Annotated in this window: 21 protein-coding genes and 1 tRNA gene; 8 read left to right on the plus strand and 14 right to left on the minus strand. The window is 66.7% G+C overall.

Annotated features, from left to right (window positions below; genetic code table 11):
• Positions 1-175 precede the first annotated feature (175 nt).
• Positions 176-406 carry a hypothetical protein gene (locus VK682_RS10555; RefSeq protein ID WP_230794259.1) on the minus strand — a complete coding sequence of 77 codons (231 nt, stop codon included), beginning with the start codon at positions 404-406 and terminating at the stop codon, positions 176-178.
• On the minus strand, positions 403-591 hold the full coding sequence (locus VK682_RS10560) for a hypothetical protein (RefSeq protein ID WP_230794258.1): 189 nt from the start codon (positions 589-591) through the stop codon (positions 403-405). Before VK682_RS10560 ends, VK682_RS10555 begins: the two co-directional genes overlap by 4 nt.
• 178 nt (positions 592-769) lie before the next feature.
• Here VK682_RS10560 and VK682_RS10565 point away from each other — a divergent pair, with 178 nt between their 5' ends.
• Positions 770-1,129 (plus strand): hypothetical protein, encoded by a 360-nt coding sequence (locus VK682_RS10565; RefSeq protein WP_324781768.1) that lies wholly within the window; start codon positions 770-772, stop codon positions 1,127-1,129.
• An 83-nt stretch (positions 1,130-1,212) separates the two neighbouring features.
• On the opposite strand, the gene VK682_RS10570 is transcribed toward VK682_RS10565, so the two are convergent.
• From VK682_RS10570 to VK682_RS10580, 3 genes are read right to left on the minus strand one after another with little or no spacing between them, the layout of a single operon-like run.
• Positions 1,213-1,476 (minus strand): hypothetical protein, encoded by a 264-nt coding sequence (locus VK682_RS10570; protein WP_230794256.1) that lies wholly within the window; start codon positions 1,474-1,476, stop codon positions 1,213-1,215.
• A gap of 10 nt (positions 1,477-1,486) precedes the next feature.
• Complete coding sequence (locus tag VK682_RS10575) at positions 1,487-3,895, minus strand: hypothetical protein (RefSeq protein ID WP_230794255.1); 2,409 nt, start codon at positions 3,893-3,895, stop codon at positions 1,487-1,489.
• An 11-nt stretch (positions 3,896-3,906) separates the two neighbouring features.
• Entirely contained in the window at positions 3,907-5,193 is a 1,287-nt protein-coding gene (locus tag VK682_RS10580; protein WP_230794254.1) for a hypothetical protein, read from the minus strand.
• Here VK682_RS10580 and VK682_RS10585 point away from each other — a divergent pair.
• Positions 5,192-5,845 (plus strand): tyrosine-type recombinase/integrase, encoded by a 654-nt coding sequence (locus VK682_RS10585; protein ID WP_230794253.1) that lies wholly within the window; start codon positions 5,192-5,194, stop codon positions 5,843-5,845. The two genes, VK682_RS10580 and VK682_RS10585, sit on opposite strands and share 2 nt — an antisense overlap.
• An 84-nt stretch (positions 5,846-5,929) precedes the next feature.
• Here VK682_RS10585 and VK682_RS10590 read toward each other — a convergent pair.
• Together VK682_RS10590 and VK682_RS10595 are read right to left on the minus strand one after the other, a co-directional pair.
• Positions 5,930-6,014: transfer RNA gene (locus VK682_RS10590), tRNA-Leu, on the minus strand.
• Positions 6,015-6,109: 95 nt separating this feature from the next.
• Positions 6,110-7,696: an NAD(P)H-hydrate dehydratase gene (locus tag VK682_RS10595; protein WP_230794252.1), complete on the minus strand. Its 1,587-nt coding sequence runs from the start codon at positions 7,694-7,696 to the stop codon at positions 6,110-6,112.
• Between the two features lie 174 nt (positions 7,697-7,870).
• Here VK682_RS10595 and VK682_RS10600 point away from each other — a divergent pair, with 174 nt between their 5' ends.
• From VK682_RS10600 to VK682_RS10615, 4 genes are all read left to right on the plus strand, one after another.
• Complete coding sequence (locus tag VK682_RS10600) at positions 7,871-8,209, plus strand: P-II family nitrogen regulator (protein ID WP_089850467.1); 339 nt, start codon at positions 7,871-7,873, stop codon at positions 8,207-8,209.
• A gap of 49 nt (positions 8,210-8,258) precedes the next feature.
• Positions 8,259-9,665 carry a type I glutamate--ammonia ligase gene (gene glnA / locus VK682_RS10605; protein ID WP_089850469.1) on the plus strand — a complete coding sequence of 469 codons (1,407 nt, stop codon included), beginning with the start codon at positions 8,259-8,261 and terminating at the stop codon, positions 9,663-9,665.
• Between the two features lie 165 nt (positions 9,666-9,830).
• Positions 9,831-10,637 carry a lytic murein transglycosylase gene (locus tag VK682_RS10610; protein WP_089850471.1) on the plus strand — a complete coding sequence of 269 codons (807 nt, stop codon included), beginning with the start codon at positions 9,831-9,833 and terminating at the stop codon, positions 10,635-10,637.
• 121 nt (positions 10,638-10,758) lie between these two features.
• Entirely contained in the window at positions 10,759-11,451 is a 693-nt protein-coding gene (locus VK682_RS10615) for a hypothetical protein (protein ID WP_230794250.1), read from the plus strand.
• Here VK682_RS10615 and VK682_RS10620 read toward each other — a convergent pair.
• The 5 genes from VK682_RS10620 to VK682_RS10640 all read right to left on the minus strand — a co-directional run bounded on the left by VK682_RS10620 (position 11,429) and on the right by VK682_RS10640 (position 17,420).
• Positions 11,429-12,178, minus strand: a complete 750-nt coding sequence (locus tag VK682_RS10620; protein WP_230794249.1) for a heme-dependent oxidative N-demethylase family protein — start codon at positions 12,176-12,178, stop codon at positions 11,429-11,431. The genes VK682_RS10615 and VK682_RS10620 overlap by 23 nt on opposite strands.
• Before the next feature lie 132 nt (positions 12,179-12,310).
• The gene (locus tag VK682_RS10625) at positions 12,311-12,916 is read right to left on the minus strand and encodes a biotin transporter BioY (RefSeq protein WP_230794248.1); all 606 of its coding nucleotides are present in this window, start codon (positions 12,914-12,916) and stop codon (positions 12,311-12,313) included.
• A 187-nt stretch (positions 12,917-13,103) separates the two neighbouring features.
• Positions 13,104-14,537, minus strand: a complete 1,434-nt coding sequence (locus VK682_RS10630) for an NAD(P)(+) transhydrogenase (Re/Si-specific) subunit beta (protein ID WP_089850477.1) — start codon at positions 14,535-14,537, stop codon at positions 13,104-13,106.
• A 13-nt stretch (positions 14,538-14,550) separates the two neighbouring features.
• Positions 14,551-16,125, minus strand: a complete 1,575-nt coding sequence (locus tag VK682_RS10635) for a Re/Si-specific NAD(P)(+) transhydrogenase subunit alpha (protein ID WP_089850479.1) — start codon at positions 16,123-16,125, stop codon at positions 14,551-14,553.
• A gap of 347 nt (positions 16,126-16,472) precedes the next feature.
• Positions 16,473-17,420 carry an MBL fold metallo-hydrolase gene (locus VK682_RS10640; RefSeq protein ID WP_089850481.1) on the minus strand — a complete coding sequence of 316 codons (948 nt, stop codon included), beginning with the start codon at positions 17,418-17,420 and terminating at the stop codon, positions 16,473-16,475.
• A 132-nt stretch (positions 17,421-17,552) separates the two neighbouring features.
• Between VK682_RS10640 and kynU the strand changes: the two genes are divergently transcribed.
• Positions 17,553-18,746, plus strand: coding sequence for a kynureninase (kynU, locus tag VK682_RS10645; protein WP_230794246.1), 1,194 nt, complete (start codon positions 17,553-17,555; stop codon positions 18,744-18,746).
• A 50-nt stretch (positions 18,747-18,796) separates the two neighbouring features.
• On the opposite strand, the gene VK682_RS10650 is transcribed toward kynU, so the two are convergent.
• On the minus strand, positions 18,797-19,393 hold the full coding sequence (locus tag VK682_RS10650) for a TetR/AcrR family transcriptional regulator (RefSeq protein ID WP_230794245.1): 597 nt from the start codon (positions 19,391-19,393) through the stop codon (positions 18,797-18,799).
• Between the two features lie 142 nt (positions 19,394-19,535).
• Positions 19,536-20,315 (minus strand): gamma-glutamyl-gamma-aminobutyrate hydrolase family protein, encoded by a 780-nt coding sequence (locus VK682_RS10655; protein WP_089850487.1) that lies wholly within the window; start codon positions 20,313-20,315, stop codon positions 19,536-19,538.
• 256 nt (positions 20,316-20,571) lie between these two features.
• Between VK682_RS10655 and VK682_RS10660 the strand changes: the two genes are divergently transcribed.
• Complete coding sequence (locus VK682_RS10660; protein ID WP_230794244.1) at positions 20,572-21,477, plus strand: AEC family transporter; 906 nt, start codon at positions 20,572-20,574, stop codon at positions 21,475-21,477.
• Positions 21,478-21,481 lie beyond the last annotated feature (4 nt).

Below are 21,481 nucleotides of genomic sequence, written 5' to 3' on the forward strand. Positions count from 1 at the left end.
GACGCAAACCACAGGCATAGCCAGCACGGGACCGCGTCAGCCCGCGCAATTTGGGCGCAACAGGTAGGCATCTACCGGTCTGAGCCTGTAGCGTGAAACCGTGAGCGCGTCCGCGCAGGCCCCTTACCCGCGCACAGCACCAGTGGCGCCTCGAGTGTCGCGCTCACACCCATCCTCATTTCTGAGGATCGCCCCCGCCGCCTGCCCCGGCGCGCAGCAGCGCCATGACGAAGCGCGAGAGTGCGGGGGCTTCCACGCCAAGCGCCAGCAGGCCCAGCATGGGATAGACCCAGCCGGGCACCTCCTTGGCCAACACGTCCATGCCGATATCCGCGACAAAGAGGGCGATGATGGCCAGGAGGCTCAGCACCTGCGCCCAGCGGATGCGCTTTTCCGTCTTGCTCATGCGCCCTCCTTCACCAGCAGCCGCAGCGCGCGGCCTGCCATGCGCGTGACAGACCAGCTGGCCAGAAACACCACGCTGCCGCTGGTGGAGGCATAGACGGCCAGAAGCGTGACCAGCAGCACCGGCACAAGCCCCGCATAGGCATCAAGATAATGTCGCGCGACGGCAGTCAGGATGGGGTTCATGGTGTCGGCACCTCGGGGGAATGGGGAGCGGAAACATGGCAAGACTCCGCTTCCGGACTAGGGAGAACGGAGCCTGCCTCTACGGCGCGCTTGCCTCCTTGCAGCCGCCGTGCCACGGTCGCCTTCAAGTTGTACATCGTGCCAGTCCAAGCCACCCGACCATGCAAGGGGCCTGCGCGTGACCATCGGAAGTTTTCTGACAGCTATTCTTACAATCTGCTTTGCCCTCGGAATTTTGTTTGTCGAACTGGTTGAGCACGGCACCCTTGTGCCGCGCACGCAGATGGGCGGCATGATGGAGCATGTGATCCTCTTTGCCGCGCTGGTGCTGCCCGCCGCGCTGTTCCGCCCGCGCTGGATGTTCTGGCTGGTGCCGCTGGCCTGTTGCTTCGCCATCGGGATGGAGCTGCTGCGGATCGACCAAAGCCATGTCCATGGCTATGACGTGATCGCGGATATTTTCGGCATCATCCTTGTGACCGTCACCGTCCCGCTGCTGCGCGCCATCGGCGCCTTCATCGCCTCAAGTTGGGAGTGATCCGGCTGCCCTGCCCCTAGGCCACCTTCCGGCCTCAGACTCGAGATCGTGCCGCGACAGGGCGGTGAGGAGCGCGGGCAGCATCAGGAGGCGCGCGCCAGGCGTTCGGCGTCCATCACGCGGAAGGCGGCGGCGGTGGCGGTATTTGCGCCGGGTGAGCCGGGGGCCCAGGCAGCGGTGGCGAAGGGCCAGTGCCGTGGCATCGGGCTGTTGGCGCCGTCTGCCGCCTCATAGCAGGTCGCCGCCCGGGTCAGCTCGCCATAAAGCTGCTGGTCATTGGCGGCGTCGGTATAGCCTTCGGCGCGCAAGCGGGTCAGCGCGTCATCAATATCAGCCTGATCTGGCATCCTTGTCTCCTTATGTGGCGTTCTGGGTGAGGATGTTGCCGGAGCCGCTGCCCGGCAGGACAAGCCCGGTCGCGCCCAGCTCGGTCGCGAGGCTGTTGTTGATCGCAAACGACTTGGTGACGAGCGCGGCAAACTGGATGTCGGCGCTGGCGCCAGCCCCCGCGCTGTGGAAGCTCACGCCCTCCACCCGCATCCCGGTCACCGCTGCAGCCGGATCGCAATGCACGCCGATGCTGGTATAGCCCGACACGCTGCCACCGCGGATCACGCAGCCTGCAGTGCGGGCATAAACACCCTTGGCGCCGCCGCTGATGTCGCAGTCCAGCACCCGGCCCCGGGTCGCCACGTTCTGGATCCCGGTCTTGCCCGCCGCCACCGCGATGACAGCCCCCTGCACCAGCGCATCGGCCCCGGTCAGGCGCAGACCATAATTGGCGGCCCCCATGTCGGGGATCTGCACCGGACCAAGACGCGCGCGCGCCCCGGCCAGCAGCACCACCTCGCCCGTGGCCGCAGGCGCGCTGATCACGCCACCGCCGATGCCGAAGAACGTGCCCTCGCCCTGCAGGTTGACCGGAGAGGTCTCCGCCAGCGCCGCCAGCTGCTGCACGTTGGAATAGGTGACACCGCTGTAGTTGCCCTGCCCGCGATAGGAGCGGCCATAAAGGTTGGTCTGGTCCAGCTGGTCGATGCGGTTGCGCGATCCGGCATTGTCGACGCCCTTCGCATTGCGCGTCCGGATCGTGTGAACCGTATTGTTGGCAGACCCCGCGCTGAACAGCACCGCGTCATAACGGCTGGCCTCCTCGGCCACATCCGTCAGGCCCTGATCCACATACAGCAGCTGCGCCGCGTTGCGCGCCCCCGAGATCACCACGCCATAGCCCATATGCGGGCCGCGCACCTGACCTTTCAGGATATGGCTGTCGCTGCAGGCGAAGGTGATGTCACCGGCGGTCAGATCGGCCTTCAGGATGTTCTGGTTGGCGTAAATGTCGAAGGTGCCATACTCGCCCCCCGCCCAGAACTGCGGCCCGTTGGCGGCGGTGAAGGCCTTCACCGTGCCGCTGGCGCCATCCGAGCTGGTGAAGGTCTCGCCCACCGTGACCGTTCCTGTCAGGTCTTTGACCGTCAGCTGGCCATTGCCGTTGATCAGGTTCGACGGATCGGTGTTGGTCAGCGCCACCACGCCCGTGGCCCCGCCCGAGAAGCTGACCGCCGCCTCGCGCGCGGCATTGCCCACCGGCGCCGAGGTCTCGAAGATCCAGTAGGGCTGGTTCTCCAGCTTGGCCTCGATATGGGTGTTGCGGTGCGACAGGAAGCGCATCGCCCCGGCGGCTCCCTGAGCATCTTCGCAGTTGATTTTGACCCAGGAGGCCTGACAGCCATCCTGATCCGCGACGGTCTGATCTACCGCGCACGCGGTGTCCGATCCGCAGCGATAGACGATGCCGTCGATGCGGCTGACGATGCAGCGGTCGATCCGCAGCCCCGCGCCCACGATATGGCGCACCTCGAAATTGGTCAGCGCGCCCTGGCGCATGTTCTCGACCCAGATGCCGGTCTTGGCGGAATGCGCCGTGTCGCGGATCTCGTCGATGCTGCCGGTGATGGCAAAGCCGCTGGCCTCGAAATATCGGGCATCGATCCGCAGGACATAGTCCGGCGCGCCATGCGAGAAGAACACCGTGTTCTGCGCCCCGGCCCCCCGGATGCCCATCCGGATCTGGAAGCCGCTGACCGTGGGGCTGCCGATGAAGTCCAGACCTTGTGCCACCCGGAACCGCCCCGGCGGCAGCGCCAGCCCGTAATTCTTCGATCTGGCATAGGCGAAGGCCGCGTTGAACGCGGCATCGCAGGCCAGGGCGCCGGTCGGGTCCACTCCCGCCGCCGTCACCACCAGGCCCAAAGGCCCCGGGGCCACCTGCAGCTTCACCCCCGCCGAGGTCCGGATCAGATAATCCTCCGAGTCGGGCGCAACCTCGCGGCAGACATGGCCGCCCAGATCCCGCCACTCCGCCCCGACCCCCCGCGCAGGCTCCACCGAGGCCTGCAGGGCGGGCACGTCCTCATAGACCCGCTTGACGACCTTGGAATAATCCCCTCGCGCCCACTGTCCCGCAAAGCTGCTGGTGCTGGCCTCATTGACCAAAGGCACCAGCCAGTCGCCCACCGCAAAAGCCTGTTCGTCGACCGTGCCCGCCGCCGACACAAGATAATAGCTGCCACGCTCGGCACTCGCCGGGAATGTCCCGGACGCGGCATCCCAGTTTCCAGCCAGGCGGAGACCGGTGGCGATGGCGCCGAGCTCGGCATAAAGCGCATCGGCCACGGCCTGCACCGCCGCCTCATGGGCGGCTCTGGAGGTGAGCGGATGGGCGCTGCCGGTGACCGGCAGCCTGTAGGTGGGAGCAGCCATAGGGTTCTCGCTTAAGGGATGGTGAGCGGGATGGGATTGGAGGGCGGGGCGGCGGCGCCGCTCTGCAGCACCGGCACCACGAAGAAGGCGCCCGGGCCCTGCGGCAGGGCGCTGACGGTCTGGACGAAGAGTGTCACGCTTGTGAGGGCGCCATCAAAATCCGCGCTGGGGACAAGGCTCAGCGTGTCATTGCCCGAGGTTGCCGTCAGGGTCTGCAGGCTGCGGCCATTGGCGGTGATCGGGGCGCCGCTCTGGATCTCGCCGCCGCTGAGCTGCGGTGTCACCTGCCCGGCGCTGCGGCCCGTGATCGTGACCGCCAGCCGGAAGCGGCTGCCTGCTGACAGCGTGACAGGTTGTGTCAGACTGTCAGCGCTGCTCGGAAGATGCCGCACAGCGCCCGGCTCCTGCTGCCAGCCGCCGCCGAAGGTCCAGGCGCTGCCGTCCTCAAACTCCCCATTCTCAATCAGATCAACCGCCCCAAAAGAGCCCGCGACGATCTCGAACGCCCCGCCCGGGGTGACGGCGATGACCTCGGAGACCGGCACCGCCGCCGCAAACCCCGCGCCGGGATCGGCCCGATAGACCCGCAGCCCGGCCAGCGAGGACAGGCCAGGTGCTGTGCCGGTGAAGGTGGCGGCGCCCAGACCCGCGCTGCCGCTGACGGCGGGCAGGCCCGCGCCGATGGTGACACCGGTCAGCAGCAGCGGCTCGGACTCGCCGAACATGTAGCGCGCGGTCAGCCGCACCGTGTAGCGTGCCAGCGGATTGGCAGGCGCGATGAAGGCATAGGCCCGGCCACCCGCCTCGCGCATGTCCTCGCTGATGACCCCCGCCGCCATCCAGGGCCCGTCCGGCTCCACCCGGTACTCGAGGTAATGTTCGGAGGCCTCGCCGGGATCGAAGCTGAGAAAGATGCGCTCGATCCGGCTCCAGCCGGTGACCAGATCGAACTCCGGCCCCGTGGCATAGGTCAGATCCCTGGGCCCGGGATAGTCCGGCTCCGGCACCTCATAGGCGGGATCGTCCAGCGCCTCCTCCTCGCTGGCGGCATCCCAGGCATAGATGCCTGCATAATGTTCGCGCAGGGTGATCGGGCAGCGCAGCGCGAGGCCGCTCTGCCCCACCATGTCAAACGCCGGATGGATCGACTCCACCTTATAGGTGCCGTTGCGCGCCGAAAGCGGCGCCGGAAAAGCAACGGAGGCATTGGCGCCTGCCATCAGATCCAGCGCATCGGGCGGCGCGGTGCCCGAGATCACCTTCTGACAGCGCGCCCGCAGCCCCATGATCTTGCGCATGCGCGTATCGGTGCTGTCATCGCTCTGCCGCCATGCCGTCGATCTGGAATGGATCGACCGCAACCCGGTGATTGACGTGCCGAAGCTGACGGGTGGCGGCTATGAGCCATGGCCCGAGGCGCAGCTGCGCGCCTTTGAGGCCGCCTGTGATGCGCTGGAGGCCACCACCGCCCGCACCGCCTATGAGCTCGCCCTTGGCACCGGGCAGCGACTGGGGGATTGCGTGAAGATGCGGTGGGAGGATTTTGACGGCGAATACATGCGCGTGGTGCAGGAAAAGACCGGCGTGCATGTGTGGATCTTCTGCCCCGCCCGCCTGCGCGCCTATCTCGCCGCCCTGCCGAAGCGCGGCGCGCATATCCTTGCCCGCACCGCGACCGAGCCGCTGACCAAGCGGCGGGTGCAGATCAGGATCGAAGCGGTGCGCGACAGCATCGGCGCCATGTATGGCGCGGGGCGGCTTGTGCCGCATGGCTGGCGCTACAATGCGGCGGTGGAACTGGCGGAGGCCGGATGCAGCGATGCGGAGATCCAGTCGGTCACCGGGCACAAGACGCTGGAGATGGTCCAGAAATACCGGGGCCGCGCCAGCCAGCGCAAACGGTCGAAGCGGGCGCAGGAGGCACGGGAACGGAACGGGGGCAAAGCATGAATCTGCGAAACAAATTGCGAAACTCTTTCGCGGCGCCTGAGCGGCTTGCCCTCTGATCCGAAGAATTTCCTAGGAATTTCAATGTGGTGCGGGTGAAGGGACTTGAACCCCCACGCCTTGCGGCGCCAGAACCTAAATCTGGTGCGTCTACCAATTTCGCCACACCCGCACGGATCCCGCGACAGTGCCGCGCGATTGCGGCGGATACCTAGCAAACACGCGCGCCGGTGGCGAGAGCAAATTGCGGCCTCCCGTGCGGGATGTTCAGAGCCCCAGCGCGCGGAAGACCTTTGGCAGGTCTTCGGGCAGATCCTCGGCGATCAGCCCCGGGCCGAAGCTGCGGGCCGCCTCCACATGCAGCCAGGCGGCCGTTTCGGCGGCCATCATCGCCGGAAAGCCCCGTGCCATCAGCCCGCAGATCATCCCCGCCAGCACATCCCCCGCGCCCGCCGTGGCAAGCCAGTGGGCTGTGCGGTCGTAGACGGCGGCATTGACGCGGCACCGACCGTCCGGCGCGGCGATCACCGTGTCGGGGCCTTTGTAGAGCACCACACAGCCCGCCCGTTTCGCCGCCGCGCGGGTGGCGTCGACCTTGGAAAAGGCGGGGCCGGTCTCGGCAGGGGCGGTCAGCGACCCGGCGATGTCAGGGAAGAGCCGCGCAAATTCGCCGCCATGCGGGGTCAGGACGCAGGTGTCGTGCACCATTCCGAAGAGCGCCGCAGGGTCGTCGGCGAAGGCGGTCAGCGCGTCGGCGTCGAGCACGACACGAGGCCGATGCTCCGCCCGAAGCGCCACCGGCACCAGCGCCCGCGCCCGCCCGACCCCCAGCCCCGGCCCGAGGCAGAGCGCGTTGAGACGGCGGTCTTCCAGCAGCAGCGCCAGATCTTCCGCCTCCTCGACCCGGCGCAGCATCACTGCCGTGATCTGGCTTGCGACCTCCATCTGCGCCGAGCCCGGCGCGCCCAGCGTCACCAGCCCCGCGCCGACCCGTAGCGCCCCGCGCGCCGCCAACCGCGCAGCCCCTGTGCGGCCAAACCCGCCCGACAGGATCAGCGCATGGCCGTGGCCGTATTTATGGCCCGCATGTTTGCCCAAGCCGCGTGCATCGGGGGCCCCGCAGTCCTGCGTCACGTCGGTTTCGGCACGGGGCGATGCGGGCAACCCGATATCCCGCACCACCAGCCTGCCACATGCGGCGGGACCATCGGCCAGCACATGTCCCAGCTTGCGACTGTGAAAGGTCACGGTCAGGTTCGCCATGATGGAGGCGTCGCACGGATTTTCCCCGTCCAGCCCAAGATACCGACCACTATCGGCGCAAAGCCCGCTGGGGATGTCCACGGCGACGACATGCGGCGCGGCGCCCCCGCGCGATGCGGCCTGCCACCTGTTCACCTCCATCTGCACCCGCGCAAGAGTCAGGAACGGTCGGGCAAGACCCGTGCCAAACAGCGCATCCACGGCAAGGCGGCAGGTCGGATGGTCCTCGGCATAGCCGTCGATGGCCGCCTCCGTCAGCGGCGACACCTGCCCCAGCGCGCCCCAGCGCTCGTAATTCACCCGCGCGTCGGGCGGCAGCTTTTCCGCGTCGCCATAGTGGAACACGTCCACCTGCCAGCCGCGCGCGTGCAGCAGGCGTGCCACCACGAAACCGTCGCCGCCATTGTTGCCCGGCCCGCAGAGCACCACGGCGCGGTGTGGCCCCTCGGCCAGATCCGGCCATTCCTCCAGCACCGCCTCCACCACGCCGGCGCCCGCCCGCTCCATCAGATCGAGCCCGGTGACCGCCCCGCTGTCGATGGCGGCGCGTTCCAGACTGCGCATTTGTTCGGCAGTCAGAAGCTCGGCCATGCCTGTCTCCTCAGCGATTCATTTCTGCCTGTTTTGCAGACAAGTTGCACAAAATTTATACTCCTGACACAAAACCCCGCAGAACGGCGGCGCCCGGACGGCTTAGGCGATTGTGACGCCGCCCGAGAAGTGGTCTGGCAGGGTCCGACACGGGAACACGAGGAGACTAAGGCCATGAAGAAGGTCGAGGCGATCATCAAGCCCTTCAAGCTCGACGAAGTGAAGGAAGCCCTGCAGGACGCAGGGATTCAGGGTCTTTCCGTGCTTGAGGTCAAGGGATTCGGCCGCCAGAAGGGTCACACCGAGCTTTATCGGGGCGCCGAATATGTCGTCGATTTCCTTCCCAAGGTGAAGATCGAGGTGGTGCTGGACGACGAACAGGTCGACGCCGCCATCGAAGCGATCATTTCCGCCGCCAAGACCGACAAGATCGGCGACGGCAAGATCTTCGTGAGCCCGATCGAACAGGCCATCCGCATCCGCACCGGTGAATCCGGCTCGGACGCGCTGTAACGCCTGACCAAGAAAAATCCGGACCCAAATACAGAAAGGGAAGAAGGGAATGAGCAAGGACGCTGTTCTGAAACTCATGGCGGATGAGGACGTGGCTTACGTCGACATCCGGTTCACCGACCCGCGCGGCAAGCTGCAACACGTGACCGTCATGGCGGATCAGGTCGACGAGGACTTCCTTGAGGAAGGCTTCATGTTCGACGGATCGTCCATTGCGGGCTGGAAGTCGATCGAAGCGTCCGACATGAAGCTCATGCCCGACACCGAGAGCGTCTATATCGACCCGTTCTATGCGGAAAAGACCCTCTGCATCCATTGCTCGGTGGTCGAACCCGATACCGGCGAATCCTATGACCGCGATCCGCGCGGCACCGCTGCCAAGGCCGAAGCCTATCTCGTGTCCTCGGGCATCGGCGACACCGCCTATTTCGGCCCGGAAGCGGAATTTTTCCTGTTCGATGACGTCAAGATCGCCGTCACCCCGAACAAGGTGTCCTATCAGGTCGATGCCGACCACGCCGCATGGAACACCGACACCGATTTCGAGATGGGCAACCTCGGCCACCGTCCGACCTACAAGGGCGGCTATTTCCCGGTGAACCCCGCGGATGACGGTCAGGACATCCGGTCCGAAATGCTGTCGACCATGAAGCGCATCGGCATGAAGGTCGACAAGCACCACCACGAAGTGGCGACCAGCCAGCACGAGCTGGGCCTGATCTTCGGGACGCTGACCAAACAGGCCGACGACCTGCAGAAATACAAGTACGTCATCCACAACGTGGCACAGGCCTATGGCCGCTCCGCCACCTTCATGCCGAAGCCCATCAAGGGCGACAACGGCTCGGGGATGCACGTCAACATGTCGATCTGGAAGGACGGCAAGCCGCTCTTCGCGGGCGACAAGTATGCCGATCTCAGCCAGGAAGCGCTGTATTTCATCGGCGGCATCCTGAAGCACGCCAAGGCGCTCAACGCCTTCACCAACCCGTCCACCAACAGCTACAAGCGTCTGGTGCCGGGCTACGAGGCCCCCGTGCTGCGCGCGTATTCCGCCCGCAACCGCTCGGGCTGCGTCCGGATCCCGTGGACGGAATCCCCCAAGGCCAAGCGCGTCGAAGCCCGCTTCCCCGATCCTTCGGCGAACCCCTATCTGTGCTTTGCAGCCCTGCTGATGGCCGGTCTTGACGGGATCACCAACAAGATCGAGCCGGGCGAGGCCATGGACAAGAACCTCTATGACCTGCCGCCGGAAGAGCTGGCGGAAATCCCGACCGTCTGCGGCAGCCTGCGCGAAGCGCTGACCGAACTGCAGGCCGACATGGACTTCCTGCTGGCCGGCGACGTGTTCACCAAGGACCAGATCGAGGCCTATATCGGCCTGAAGATGGAAGAGCTGGAAAACTACGAAATGACGCCGCACCCGGTGGAATTCGCGATGTATTACAGCTGCTGATCCGTCAGCACCGAGACGACGAAGGGGCGCCCTGCGGGGCGTCCCTTTGCATTTGGGGCATTCGGGCAAAGGTCCGCCGCAACCCCGGCTTTCGCAATGACCCTTTGAGAATGTGCGCCCCTGCACTAGGTTGCCCCGTAACAGTGACCTTTCCGGAGTGACCAGATGCCCCGTGCCCTTTTCAAGGCCCTCGTGACCGCCACGCTGACATGTTCCGCCGGTGCCGCCCTTGCCGCGACCTGCGGCAACGACGCCAGCGGCTTCGACACATGGAAGCGCGAATTTGCCGCCGAGGCGCAGCAGGCAGGGGTTGGCCAGCGCGGCATCGATGCGCTGATGCGCGCGCCCTATTCCACCTCCACCATCCGCGCCGACCGCAACCAGAAGGGCGTGAAATACGCGCTGAATGAATTCATCCGCATCCGGCTGGGATCGGTGGACGGCTTTGCCGCCACCGCGCAGAAACGGCTCAACGGCAATCCCAACCTCTATCGCGGGCTTGAACAGACCTATGGCGTGCCTGCGGGCATCCTGCTGGCGATCCACGGCATGGAAACCGGTTTTGGCCGCACCATGGGCGACACGCCGGTGGTCAGTTCCATCAGCACGGTGGCCTATGACTGCCGCCGCTCTGACTTCTTCACCCCGCATGCGCTGGCGGCGCTGCAGATGGTGGATCGCGGCATGCTGGCCCCCGACCAGCGCGGCGCCGCCCATGGCGAGCTGGGCCACACGCAGTTCCTGCCCGGCAACGCGCTGCGCTACGGTCAGGACGGCAATGGCGACGGGCGGGTGGATTTCTACAACGAGGCCGACGCGCTGGCCTCCACCGCGAATTTCCTGCGCGCCAAGGGCTGGCAGCCCGGGCAGCCCTTCTCGGAAGGCACCGGCAATTTCCGCGTTCTGAACGAATGGAATGCCGCAACCGTCTACCAGCAGGCCATCGCGCTGGTGGCCGAGCGCATCCGCTGAGCCATGCGGCGGGGGCATCCCGGCAAAGCCGCCGGAAAGCCCCCGCTAGGGACGATTTGCGCCTAAATTCAATCACATTTGCTGGTCATCCTGAACATGATCCAAGTCAGGAGGACGACATATGGCTTCGGGGGACCATCCCTATGCCGGGCTGATCCTGCCGCTTTCGGCAGATCTGGACCCCGCGCCCTATCTTGAAGCCGTGGCAGAGGTGCTGACACGGCTCGACGCTGCCTCTGGGGCACCGGTGCGGCGGTCGCGCAAGCGTCCCGCGCTGATGGCGGACCGTTACGGCATCGCACTGGCGTTCGAGGACCGGCCGCAGCAGGGCGCAACACTGGTGCTGCGCCTGATCGCCCGCGATGGCGCCCCGCTGGACGAGGAACTGGCGTCGCGGCTGCTGTCGGATGTGGTGCTGGCGACGGTGCGGCTGGGTCCGGCGGAGCAGATCGAATGGTTCTCCCCCGAGACCCTCATCAGCCCCGAGGAATTCATCCGCCTGCGCAGCTATGTCTCCCCCCGCCGCCGCGCCTTTGCCCGACCGGAGCCGGAGGGCCTGCCGCAGCCTGACCGGATCCCCGGCACCGGGATCGCCCCCCCGCGCGAGCCGGTCGAAATCCCGTCCATTCTGGCGGAGGACGCGACCCCGCCCGCGCGCAGGCGTCTGGCCCTGCCGCAGATCCTGCGCGCGCTGGGGCGGATGCGGGTGATGCCGCTGCGGCTGCTGTCACGGGTGCTGTCGGTGGTGGCGCTGGGGCTGGTGGCGCATCAGACCCATCTGCTGAGCGGGCTTATCGGGTCGGTGCTGCACTGAACCCGGCTGCCGCGCGCGGCACCACAAAAGTATGGATCGAAAACACCACCGCGCGGCTGACCGGCAGCCGCACGAGGCACTGCCGTTCTGAGCGCAGATAGGGCGCCGCCGCAGGATTGCCCCGGTCACTGTTGTCGCGGCGCGGGCCGGGCTGGAACAGCGCCGGGTTGTCATGCCACAGCCGGTTGATCCGCATCAGTGGGCGGCCGGGCTGCACCCCGTCAAACAGCCGCTGCACGCGCCGGGCGATGCTGTCGTCATATTCGGGGATGGGGATGTGGATCGCGGTCAGCGGGCGCCCCATCTTCTGCGCCAGCCGCCAGCCTGCCGGAAAGCACAGCACGGCAGCGGTCAGCACATGTTCGTCGCCCTGCTTTTCCAGCAGGCACAGATCCTCCTGCACCAGATGACCCAGCGTGCCCATGGGATCGGCGCGGTCCAGCGCCACCATCCCGCCATCGGGCCGGGTCACGCGGCCTTCCTCGCGCTCAAATCCCGCTGGCAGATGCTCCAGCACCAGATCCAGCAGCTCCTCTGCGGCGGGGCGGGCCTCTGGCAGCATCTGCAGCACCGCCTCGCGCTGGTCGCGCAGCAGGCGGGTGCGTTCGGCCATCTGCGCCGCATAGGCGTCATCCACCATCAGCCAGTCGGCAGGCGCAAGCGGGCTGATCCCCGGCAGGGGTTTCAGCTGCGACACGTCATAGGGAAGCTGGGTTTGCAGGATCATGCCCAAGGCGTAGCGCGGCGCGGGCCGCGTGGGAAGCCCCCTCTGCACCGCCGGGCCCTGCTTTGGCGCAGGATGCAAAAAACCGCGGCGCAGACAGGCTGCGCCGCGGCGATGTCAGTCCAGATCCCGGGATCAGCTGCGGGCGCGGCCCACCAGCTTCCACAGGGCGGGCATCAGCAGCGCCGCCAGCGCCAGCTTCACCGCGTCGCCCACAAGGAACGGCGTCAGACCCCAGTCAAGGATCGGCTTGTCCCAGCCATAAAGCATCCCCAGCCAGATCAGGCCGGGCACATACATGATCACGTTGCCGATCAGCATCGCGCCCGCCATCTTGGGGGCGGAGCGGTCCCAGCCCGCGCGGGCCAGCATGCCAAGCGCCACGGTGGCCAGCACATAGCCCACCAGATAGCCGCCGGTGCCGCCCATCATGTAGCTGATGCCGTTGAGGTCAGCGGTGGAATTCTGGAAGATGTCCATGCCCAGCATGCCAAGGATCATGTACCCCATGATCGTCGCCAGACCCAGACGCGGGCCATAGGCGGCGCCCACGGTCAGCACGGCAAAGGTGCCAAGGCTCATCGCCACCGGCGAGCCGGGCACCGGCACCTTGATCTTGGCGCAGATGGCCAGCAGCGCGATGCCCGCCACGATCAGCGCGGCCTGTTTCAGCCGAAGGCCCGCGCCTTCGGAAGCGCCGAATGTATCCACCAGAACGGTGCGGTTCTGCACGAGGTTCATCGGGTCGTCCCCCTGTTGTCTTCAATCCCCTCCGTTCTGCCGCAAGCGCCTTCGCATCGCAAGCCCGGTTGCGCGACCACCGGCGGCATAATTTGCAAGGCCGCGCTTTGCAGCTGCAAATGCGCAGGGCCCAGACAAAAGGCCCCGCCAGTGCTGGCGGGGCCCCGGTCTGCCGAACCGCAAAGGCTCAGCTGATGCGCGACAGCAGATCGTTGAGCGAGGCCTTGGCATCGCCATAGAACATCCGCGTGTTGTCCTTGTAGAACAGCGGGTTTTCGATGCCCGAATAGCCGGTGCCCTGACCGCGCTTGGACACGAACACCTGCTTGGCCTTCCACACTTCCAGAACCGGCATCCCCGCGATGGGGCTGTTCGGATCCTCCTGTGCGGCGGGGTTCACGATGTCGTTCGAGCCGATGACGATCACCACATCGGTGGAGGGGAAATCGTCGTTGATCTCGTCCATTTCCAGCACGATGTCATAGGGCACCTTGGCCTCGGCCAGAAGCACGTTCATGTGCCCCGGCAGACGGCCCGCCACGGGGTGGATGGCGAACCGCACCTCCTTGCCCTTGGCGCGCAGGCGCCGGGTCAGTTCGGCGACGTTCTGCTGCGCCTGTGCCACCGCCATGCCATAGCCCGGCACGATGACGACACTGTCGGCTTCTTCCAGGGCAGAGGCCACGCCGTCGACATCGATGGCGACCTGTTCGCCCTCGATCTCTGCCGCAGGGCCCGTGCTGCCGCCAAAGCCGCCAAGGATCACGCTGATGAAGCTGCGATTCATGGCCTTGCACATGATGTAGCTCAGGATCGCCCCCGAGGAGCCCACCAGCGCGCCCACCACGATCAGCAGGTCATTGCCAAGGCTGAAGCCGATGGCCGCCGCCGCCCAGCCGGAATAGCTGTTCAGCATCGACACCACCACCGGCATGTCGGCGCCGCCGATGCCCATGATCAGGTGATAGCCGATGAACAGCGCGGCCAGCGTCATCAGCGCCAGCGGCAGGAAGCTGCCCGTACCGAAATACCAGAACAGGCAGATCAGCGACACCGCCGCCGCCCCGGCGTTCAGCATGTGCCCGCCCGGCAGCTTTTCCGCCTTGGAGCTGAGCTTGCCCGCCAGCTTGCCATAGGCGACCACCGACCCGGTGAAGGTCACCGCCCCGATGAAGATGCCAAGGAACAGCTCCACGCGCAGGATGTTGACCTCGACATTGGTCTTGTGGGCCAAGAGGCCCGCAAAGCCGTCCAGCGTGGCGCGGGTCGGCTCGTCCATGGCCAGCACGCGGCCCAGTTCGATATGGGCGATCAGCCCGACAAACACCGCCGCCAGACCGACCAGCGAGTGCATGGCGGCCACAAGCTGCGGCATTTCGGTCATCTGAACGCGCTTGGCCACGACAAAGCCGATGGCCCCGCCGCCCGCGATCAGCAGCAGCGACAGCAGCCAGAGGCCGGAACCGGGGCCGATCAGCGTGGCGAAGACCGCCAGCGCCATGCCCGCGATGCCATACCACACGGCGCGCTTGGCGCTTTCCTGACCGGAAAGCCCGCCCAGCGACAGGATGAAGAGAACCGCCGCGACCACATAGGCCGCCGTCGTGAATCCGAAGTCCATTGTCTCCACCCCCTTACGATTTCTGGAACATGGCGAGCATGCGCCGGGTCACGAGGAAGCCGCCGAAAATGTTGATCCCGGCCATGAAAACCGACAGCGCGGCAAGCAGGATCACCAGCCAGGAACCGGAGCCGATCTGCATCAGCGCCCCCAGAATGATGATCGAGGAGATGGCATTGGTCACCGCCATCAGCGGGGTGTGCAGCGAATGGCTGACATTCCAGATCACCTGGAAGCCGACAAAGACCGCCAGCACGAAGACGATGAAATGCTGCATGAAGCTGGCAGGCGCGACAAGCCCCACCCCCAGCAGCAGCACCGCCCCCACCACCAGCAGCGTGACCTGCGTCTTGGTCTGCGCCTTGAACGCGGCCACTTCCTGCGCGCGCTTTTCGGCGGGCGTCAGTTCGGGGGTCTTTTCCTTGGGCTTCTGCGCGGCGATCGCCTTGGTCTTGGGCGGCGGCGGCGGGAAGGTGACAGCCTTGCCATGGGCGATGGTGGCGCCCCGGATCACGTCATCTTCCATGTTGTGGTTGACGACGCCATCCTTGGCCGGGGTCAGATCCGTCATCATGTGACGGATGTTGGTGGCATAAAGCGTGGAGGACTGCGCCGCCATCCGGCTCGGGAAATCGGTATAGCCCACAATGGTCACGCCATTGTCGGTCACGATCTTCTCGTCCTTGACGGTCAGCTTGCAGTTGCCGCCGCGCTCCGCCGCCAGATCGACGATGACCGATCCGGGCTTCATGGCCTTGACCATGTCCTCGGTCCAGAGCTCCGGCGCCTCGCGATTGGGGATCAGCGCCGTGGTGATGACGATGTCCATCTCCGGGGCAAGCTCGCGGAACTTCGCCAGCTGCGCCGCGCGGAATTCCGGGCTCGACGGCGCGGCATAGCCGCCCGTGGCGGCGCCATCCTGCTGCTCTTCGGCGAAATCGAGATAGACGAACTGCGCGCCCATGGATTCGACCTGCTCGGCCACTTCGGGCCGCACGTCAAAGGCATAGGTCACGGCGCCAAGGCTGGTCGAGGTGCCGATGGCGGCAAGCCCTGCCACACCGGCGCCCACCACCAGAACCTTGGCCGGCGGCACCTTGCCCGCAGCGGTCACCTGCCCGGTGAAGAAGCGGCCAAAATTGTTGCCGGCCTCGATCACGGCGCGATAGCCCGCGATATTGGCCATGGAGCTCAGCGCGTCCATCTTCTGGGCGCGGCTGATCCGCGGCACCATGTCCATGGCGATGACGCTGGCGCCCTGATCGGCGGCGAGCTGCATCAGCGCCTCGTTGGAGGCGGGCCAGAAGAACGAGATCAGCAGCTTGCTCTCGGTCAGCCGCACCGCTTCCTCGTCGGAGGGCGGGCGCACCTTGGCGATGATGTCGGCCTGTGCCCAAAGCGCCTCGGCGCCCTCGACCACGGTCACACCCGCTGCGGCATAGGCCTCGTCGGCAAAGCCCGCAGCCGCCCCGGCCCCGGCTTCGATCAGGCACTCATGACCCAGCTTCTGCAGCTGCAGCGCCGAGTCGGGTGTCATCGCAACCCGCGCCTCTCCCTCGAAAATTTCCTTGGGCGTCCCTATCTTCACGTATGTCGTCCCCCTTGCCATGCGGAAGGCGTTGGTGTCATGTCCTTCGCCGGTTGCCCAAGGGGTAGCCGCAGCACGGCACATGGGCAACCGGATCAGGATCGTTAAGCACATCCCTGTGTGATTTTAAAGCCATCTTCGCATTTGTTGCGCACGAGTCCGGACCCTGGAAACAAACTTGCGCCGCAAGCTCCGCGCCTCCACCCCTGCCGGGCCAGTGCCCGCCCCAGCAGAATCACGCCCGCACCCTTCCCCGCCCCGCCCTTCATCTTGCCCGAAAAACTCCGGGGGAGGCGCCGCAGGCGCCGGGGGCAGAGCCCCCTCTCTTCCCCCGTTCGGCGCGCCGGTCACTCCCATTCCATTTCCTCGAACACCCGGCCCGCATTCTTCGTCGCCAGTTCCTCGAAGGTGTCGAGCCGCGCCCAGCGGGACTGGTCCACATAGAAGGCCCCCGCCAGATCGCCGCCCGCCTCGATATGCGCCCCGATCCGCGCCCGCAGATCCTTGAGATAGTCGGAGGTATAGCGCGTCACCTGCGCCATGTTGGTGGGGTGGCCATGGCCGGGGATCACATAGGTCGCGCCCAGATCGGCAAACGGCCCGTCAAAGGTCTCGATCCAGCAGCTGGTGCAGGTTTCGGCAAAGATCGGCGGCATGCGCTCGTGAAAGGCGATGTCGCCCGCGATCACGATGCCCCATTGCGGGATCCAGACCTGCGCATCACCCGGATCATGGGCGGGGCCCAGATGCAGCACCTCCAGCGTGACCTCGCCCATTTCCACCACATGCCGGTCGGCGAAGGACAGGTTGGGCAGCGCAAGTTCCGTGCCCTCGGCCTTGTCGCGGTTATAGCCGCGCATGGCCTGCAGGATGAAATCGCCATCCTTGGCGAAGACCTCGATGGCGTCCTCATGCGCCAGAATGTCCACGCCCTGCGCCGCCCAGTAGGAATTGCCCAGCATGGCATGGCCCTGCCCGTTTTCGTTGATCACCAGCCGCACCGGCTGGTCGGTCACCGCGCGGATCTCGTCATGCAGCGCCGCCGCCAGCCGGGCGGAGGCGCCGCCATTGATCACCACCACCCCGTCGCCGGTCACCACGAAGCTCAGGTTGTTGTTATGCCCGCTGTTGTCATAGGTGGGCGGCGCCGTAGCGCCGATCGCGCTCCAGACATACGGGATCACCTCCACCGGCTTGGCGTAAAGCTCTGACTGCGGGTACAGATCCGCAATATCCTCATGCGCGCTGGCCGCTCCGGCGAGCAGCAGCAGCCCCAGTATCCCCATGTTCCGCATCGCATCCTCCTGCCAGCAGTCCGGCATCCACATTCACAGATGCGAATACGTCTGGCAAGCCCCCACGCATGGCTTGCCTCCGGCGCCGTTCCCGGTCACCTTCCGCAGCCAAAGACCAAGCGGAGCTTCACGATGACCGATTTCGGCTGGACGCGGGACCAGTTTCACCTGCCCATGGGGATGATCTATCTGGATGGCAACTCGCTGGGGCCGCTGCCCAAGGCGACCCCCGCCCGGCTGGACCGGCTCCTGTCCGAGGAATGGGGCGAACAGCTGATCTCGGGCTGGAACGGTTGCGGCTGGATGGAGATGCCGCGCGGTCTGGGCGACCGCATCGGGCGGCTGATCGGGGCCGAGCCGGGGCATGTGGTGGTGGGCGACACGCTGTCCATCAAGGTCTATCAGGCGCTGGCGGCGGCGCTGGCGCTGGTGCCCGGGCGCCATGTGATCCTGTCCGATACCGGCAATTTTCCCTCCGATCTTTATATGGCCGAAGGGCTGATCAAGCTTCTGGGCGCGCCATACGAGCTGCGCCTTGCCGATCCGCTGGCGCTGGAGGAGGCGATCACCGAAGAGGTGGCGGTGCTCTTGGTGACAGAGGTGGACTACCGCACCGGGCGGCGGCATGACATGGCGGCGCTGACCCGCAAGGCGCATCAGATGGGCGCGCGGGTGGTCTGGGATCTGGCCCATTCCGCCGGGGCCCTGCCGGTGGAGGTGGCGGCGGGGGCTGCGGATTTTGCCGTGGGCTGCACCTATAAATACCTCAACGCCGGACCGGGCGCGCCCGCCTTCATCTATGTGGCGCCCCGCCATGCCGATCTGGCCGAACCGGCGCTCTCGGGCTGGCTCGGGCACGAGGCGCCTTTTGCCTTCGATCAAAGCTACCGCCCCGGCGCGGGCATCGAACGCATGCGCGTCGGCACCCCGCCGGTGATGCAGATGGCCGCACTGGAGGCCGCGCTGGATGTCTGGGATCAGGTGGACATGGCCGATCTGCGCCGCCGGTCGCTGGATCTGACGACGCTGATGATGGATCTGGTGGAGGATCAGTGCCCCGGCCTGAGCCTTGCCACCCCGCGCGAGGAAGAAGCGCGCGGCTCGCAGGTCAGCTTCCGGTTCGAGCATGGCTATGCCGCGATGCAGGCGCTGATCGATCAGGGCGTGGTGGGGGATTTCCGCGCCCCGGACATCATGCGCTTCGGCGTCACCCCGCTTTATATCGGCGAGGAGGAGATTCACGAGGCGGTCGAAATCCTTGCCCGCATCCTGCGTGGCGCGACCTGGGACCAGCCGAAATACCAGCAGCGCAAGCGCGTGACCTGAACTCGCGCTCTTCTGACACTCTGACAAAGTGACGTCAGAGTGTCAGGACGTCAGGGCGCCGGGTCCAGCGGCGTCAGCCCCCGCCCCAGCATCTGCGCCAGAGAGCGGAGCGCCCGGCTCACCTGCGGCGGCGGCAGCGTGGCGATCCCGCGCAGCGCCGCCAGCATCACCTCTGCCGCGTGATCGGGCGGCAGCGCCAGACGCAGCCGCCCGGCCACCGCCTCGGTCCTCAGCCAGTCGGCCAAGACGGCGCAGAGCCGCGCCTGTCCTTCCTGCGCCACATCCGGCGGAACCCCATGGCGGTCCGGCAGGTCCGCCTCCTGCGGCAGGGCCCATCCCGGCTCGGCGCCTGCGGCGCGCAGCGCGGCAAAGGCGGCGGCCAGCCGGTCTTCGACACGGCCCTTCCCCTGCAGGGCCGCCCGCAGCGCCTGTTCGGCGCGCTCGGTCTGCTCCAGACCCAGCGCCCGCAGGATCGCCTCCCGGTTGGCGAAATGCAGATAGAGCGCGGGGCGGGACATGCCCGCCTGCCGCGCGATCACCTCCATGGAACACCGGCGGACCCCGTGGCGGACCAAGGCGGCGCGGGCGGCGGCAAGGATGACCCGCCGTTTCGGGTCACGCTCCCCGACGGGAATGCCGCTGGTCATCGGGCCTCCAAACGCAGCGTTACAGCCTGACAGAGGCTGTCATTCTGTCAGCCTAGCGCCGGACGGGATTTTCGGGAACTGTCAAAACGTCACGGCCCCGCGCAGGACGCAGCAAGGCCGCTGGACGCGACAGGTCAGACTGTCAGGCAGAGATGCGCTGCTGCGGCAGGCTCTGGCCTGCGGACCATGCCCGCACCGCCTCGCCAAACGCCTCGAACAGCGGGCGCGATACGGGATCGTTGGCCGCATCCCATTCCGGATGCCACTGCACCGACAGCGTGAAGCCCGGCGCACCCTTGACATAGATCGCCTCCGGCGTGCCATCCGGGGCGTGGCCCTCGATCTCGATCCGGGCGCCGGCGCGGTTGATCCCCTGCCCGTGCAGCGTGTTGGTCATCACCTCGGAGGCGCCGAACAGCCGGTGGAACCGCCCGCCCTCCTTCAGCTTGACCTTGTGGCGCAGCGCGAACTTCTCCTCCAGCGTGCCATCCGGGGGCATGCGGTGGTTCATCCGCCCCGGCAGATCGCGGATTTCGGGATGAAGCGTGCCGCCCATGGCCACGTTCACCTCCTGAAAGCCGCGGCAGATGCCCAGAAACGGCTGGCCGCGTTCGACACAGGCCCGCACCAGCGGCAGCACGATGGAATCGCGCGCCCGGTCAAAGGCGCCATGCGCTTCGGTGGCCACCTCGCCATATTCCTCGGGATGCACGTTCGGGCGCCCGCCGGTCAGCAGAAAGCCGTCGCAGACCTGCATCAGCTCCTCGATGCAGACATAACGGGGATCGGGCGCGATCAGCAGCGGCAGACAGCCCGACACGCAGGACACCGCCTCCGTGTTCATCTCTCCGCCGGTATAGGCGGGATAGGTGTCGTTCAGAAGCTGGTGGTTGCCGATGATGCCGACGACGGGGCGGGTCATGAAGGGCCTCTTCTCGCAGTTCACGACCCTACATAATACAGTGCGCGGCTTTCCGAAAGGTTGCGCGGCCCCGCTTCGGCGCGGGCATGGGCGGGATGCCCTGTTTTGCGGCAGCTCCGGCGCGGAGCCGCTTGCAGCCCCGCGCGCCCCGCTTATGATCGCGGTCAGGACGGCAGACGACCTGCCCGAGATCCGGTCCGGGCAGGGAGTGCGCGACCATGACAGCCAGTGATGGCCCGCGCCTGCGGGGGCCGCTGTGATCCTTCTGACCATCTGGCCGCTTTTTGCGCTGATCTGCCTTGGCTTCGGGCTGGCCCGGGCCCGGTTCCCCTCGCGCGAGTTCTGGCCCGCTGCGGAACGGATCAACTATATGGTCCTGTTTCCGGCGCTGCTGTTTTCCAGCCTTGCGACGGCGCCGGTGCGGGATGCGGGCATGCTGCGGCTTGGCGGGGCGGCGGTGGCGACGCTGCTGGTCGCCGCGCTGGCGCTGATGCTGGCACGCCGGGTCTGGCCCAGCCCCGCGCGGCGCTTTGGCCCGGCGCTGCAGGGTGTGGTGCGGTTCAACACCTATCTGGGCTTTGCCGTGGTCACCGCCCTTGCCGGACCCGAGGGGCTGTCGCGCGCGGCGGTCTATCTCGCCATCGCCGTGCCCTTGGTCAACGTGCTGTCGATCCTTGCCCTGACCGAGCGCGGCGGCGCCACCGGGCTGCGGCTTCTGGGGGCGGTGCTGCGCAATCCGCTGATCCTTGCCTGTCTGGGCGGGATCGCGATGGCGTTTTCGGGGCTTGGCCTGCCTTTTGGCAGCGATGCGCTGCTGCGGCTCATGGCGCAGGCGAGCCTGCCGCTGGGTCTGCTCTGTGTCGGGGCGGCGCTGCAGCCCGCCACGCTGCGGCAGGATCTGCGCGCGGTCGCGGCCACAAGCGTGCTGCGGCTGCTGGTCATGCCCGCGCTGGCGCTTGGCGTGGCGCCGCTGTTTGGCCTGAGCGCGGCCGAGACGATGATTCTGGTGATCTTTTCGGCGCTGCCGGTGGCCCCCACCGCCTATGTGCTGACGCGGCAGCTGGGGGGTGACGGGCCGTTCATGGCGGCGATCATCACCGGACAGACCTTTCTGGCGGCGCTGACGCTGCCCTTGGTGCTGTCCGTGCTGGAGCGGATGTAAGGGC

The sequence above is a fragment of the Salipiger marinus genome, from assembly GCF_035481585.1.
Lineage (GTDB): Bacteria > Pseudomonadota > Alphaproteobacteria > Rhodobacterales > Rhodobacteraceae > Salipiger > Salipiger marinus.